This is a genomic window from Streptomyces sp. NTH33 (assembly GCF_003236365.1).
Taxonomy (GTDB): Bacteria; Actinomycetota; Actinomycetes; order Streptomycetales; family Streptomycetaceae; genus Streptomyces.
Window position 1 is genome coordinate 1 of sequence record NZ_POTZ01000668.1, and the last position, 2,843, is coordinate 2,843.

Annotated in this window: 3 protein-coding genes; all 3 read right to left on the reverse strand. The window is 69.3% G+C overall.

Annotated elements, in window-relative coordinates:
• Window positions 1–52: 52 nt before the first annotated feature.
• Window positions 53–1,753, reverse strand: a complete 1,701-nt coding sequence (locus C1I97_RS34670) for an acyl-CoA mutase large subunit family protein (RefSeq protein WP_111006944.1) — start codon at window positions 1,751–1,753, stop codon at window positions 53–55.
• A gap of 74 nt (window positions 1,754–1,827) precedes the next feature.
• Window positions 1,828–2,169: a DUF3817 domain-containing protein gene (locus C1I97_RS34675; RefSeq protein WP_111006945.1), complete on the reverse strand. Its 342-nt coding sequence runs from the start codon at window positions 2,167–2,169 to the stop codon at window positions 1,828–1,830.
• A gap of 69 nt (window positions 2,170–2,238) precedes the next feature.
• Window positions 2,239–2,748 (reverse strand): MarR family winged helix-turn-helix transcriptional regulator, encoded by a 510-nt coding sequence (locus C1I97_RS34680; protein ID WP_111006946.1) that lies wholly within the window; start codon window positions 2,746–2,748, stop codon window positions 2,239–2,241.
• Between the last annotated feature and the right edge of the window lie 95 nt (window positions 2,749–2,843).

A 2,843-nucleotide genomic window follows, 5' to 3' on the forward strand; every position in this document is an offset into this window, starting at 1 on the left:
GGTAGGGGCGGCGGGGGCGAGGGAAAACCCGCGCCGACCCCTACTCCGATCACTAGAACCCCGCGGGCTCGGTGTACACCCCCCACTCCTCCCGCAGCGCGTCGCAGATCTCGCCCAGCGTGGCCTCGGCGCGGACGGCGTCCAGCATCGGCTCGATCATGTTCGCTCCGGAGCGCGCAGCACTCAGCATCCCGTCCAGCGCGGAGCGCACAGCGGCCTCGTCCCGCCCGGTCTTCCGCTCAGCGAGCACCCGGACCTGCTCCCGCTCCACCTCGTGGCTCACCCGCAGGATCTCCAGGTCACCGGTCACGGAGCCCGTGTGGACGTTCACCCCGACGACCTTCTTGTCGCCCTTCTCCAGCGCCCGCTGGTACCGGAACGCCGACTCCGCGATCTCCCCGGTGAACCACCCGTCCTCGATCCCCCGCAGGATCCCGGACGTGATCGGCCCGATCGGGTGCTGCCTGTCGGGGTGCGCCCGCAGCCCCCGCTCCTTGATCTGCTCGAAGATCTTCTCCGCGTCCGCCTCGATCCGGTCCGTGAGCTGCTCGACGTACCACGAACCGCCCAGCGGGTCGGCGACGTTGGCGACACCGGTCTCCTCCATCAGCACCTGCTGGGTGCGCAGCGCGATCTCCGCGGCCTGCTCGCTGGGCAGCGCGAGGGTCTCGTCGAGCGCGTTGGTGTGCAGCGAGTTGGTGCCGCCGAGCACCGCCGCGAGCGCCTCCACGGCCGTACGGACGACGTTGTTGTACGGCTGCTGGGCGGTCAGCGAGACGCCCGCGGTCTGCGTGTGGAAGCGCAGCCACTGCGCCTTCTCGGACTTCGCGCCGTACACGTCCCGCATCCACCGCGCCCAGATGCGGCGCGCGGCGCGGAACTTGGCGATCTCCTCGAAGAAGTCGACGTGCGCGTCGAAGAAGAAGGACAGGCCCGGCGCGAAGACGTCGACGTCCAGGCCCCGACTCAGCCCCAGCTCGACGTACCCGAAGCCGTCCGCCAGCGTGTACGCCAGCTCCTGCGCGGCCGTCGCCCCCGCCTCGCGGATGTGGTAGCCGGAGACCGACAGCGGCTTGTAGGCGGGGATGCGGGAGGCGCAGTACTCCATCAGGTCGCCGATGAGGCGCAGGTGCGGCTCGGGCTCGAAGAGCCACTCCTTCTGAGCGATGTACTCCTTGAAGATGTCCGTCTGGAGTGTGCCGTTGAGGACGGAGGTGTCCACGCCCTGGCGCTCGGCGGCGACCAGGTACATGCAGAAGACGGGGACCGCCGGCCCGCTGATCGTCATGGAGGTGGTGACGTCGCCGAGCGGGATGTCCTTGAACAGGACCTCCATGTCGGCGGCCGAGTCGATCGCCACTCCGCAGTGGCCGACCTCGCCCAGGGAGCGCGGGTCGTCGGAGTCGCGGCCCATGAGCGTCGGCATGTCGAAGGCGACCGAGAGCCCGCCTCCGCCGTTGCCGAGGATCATCTTGTAGCGCTCGTTGGTCTGCTCGGCGTTGCCGAACCCGGCGAACTGCCGGATCGTCCAGGCGCGGCCCCGGTAGCCGGTCGGGTACAGCCCGCGGGTGAAGGGGTACTCCCCGGGCCAGCCGATCCGCTCGAAGCCCTCGTACCTGTCCCCGGGCCGGGGTCCGTACACCGGCTCCACGGGGTCGCCGGAGAGCGTGCTGAAGTCCGCGTCGCGCTTGCGTGCGGCGTCGTACCGGGCCTGCCAGCGGTGGCGGCCCTCCTCGATGGCGTCAGCGTCCATACCCTCGAATTTACTAGGACGCCCTAGTAAACGTCGATGGCAGACCGCCGTACGGCGTTCGTACAGCGGTCCGGTTACGCCTTGGCGACCGCGGGGGCCTCGTCCTGCGCGAGCCTGGACTCCAGCTCGTGGGTGACCTTGCGCTCGACAACGAAAGCGGCCGTGGGAATCGTGCCGGCCAGCAGGACCCACAGCTGCTTGGCGACCGGCCACTTCGCCTTGGAGCCCAGGTCGAAGGCGAAGACGAGGTAGATGACGTACAGCCAGCCGTGCGCGATGCCCACCAGGCGCGTGAAGTCCGCCGCGCCGTTCATGTCGAGCACGTACTTGCCGATCATGCCGAGAACCAGCAGGACCAGCAGCACACCGGTGACGTAGGCCATGACGCGGTAGCGGGTCAGCACGCTTCGTTTCATGGAGACGAGCGTAACCGCCCGTTCCGGGAGATCCTGCCCCGGGTCGTCCCTCGCTCCTCGCCCCTCGCGTCAGTCCTCCTCGAAGTCGTGCGCGGCGATCCGCAGCGGGCGCAGCATCGCGAAGATCTCCGCGCACTCCTCGGCGTCGTAGGCCCCGAGTCCGAAGTCCATCGCCATCAGGTCGCGGGTGGCCGACTCGACCACCTCGCGGCCCTTGTCGGTGATGACGGCGAGCGTGCCGCGCCCGTCGTTGGGGTTGGGACGCCTGGCCACCAGGCCCGACCTGACCAGGCGGTCCACTGTGTTCGTCACGGACGTGGGGTGCACCATGAGCCGCTCGCCGATCTTCGACATCGGCAGCTCGCCGGCCTTGGAGAAGGTGAGCAGCACCAGGGCCTCGTAACGCGCGAACGTCAGCCCGTACGGCTTGACCACCGCGTCGACCTCGGCCAGCAGGATCTGGTGGGCCCGCATGATCGAGGTGATCGCGGCCATGGAGGGCACGTTTCCCCAGCGCTGCTTCCAGAGTTCGTCGGCGCGGGCGATGGGGTCGAAGGGGAGACTGAGGGGCTTCGGCACGTCACCAGACCCTACCCGTCGGTCATATCGTGGTCAGCTCCGTCTCACCTTTCGGTCCGGCGGGGTCCGGTCCGTGTGCCGTGCACCTCCGGGTG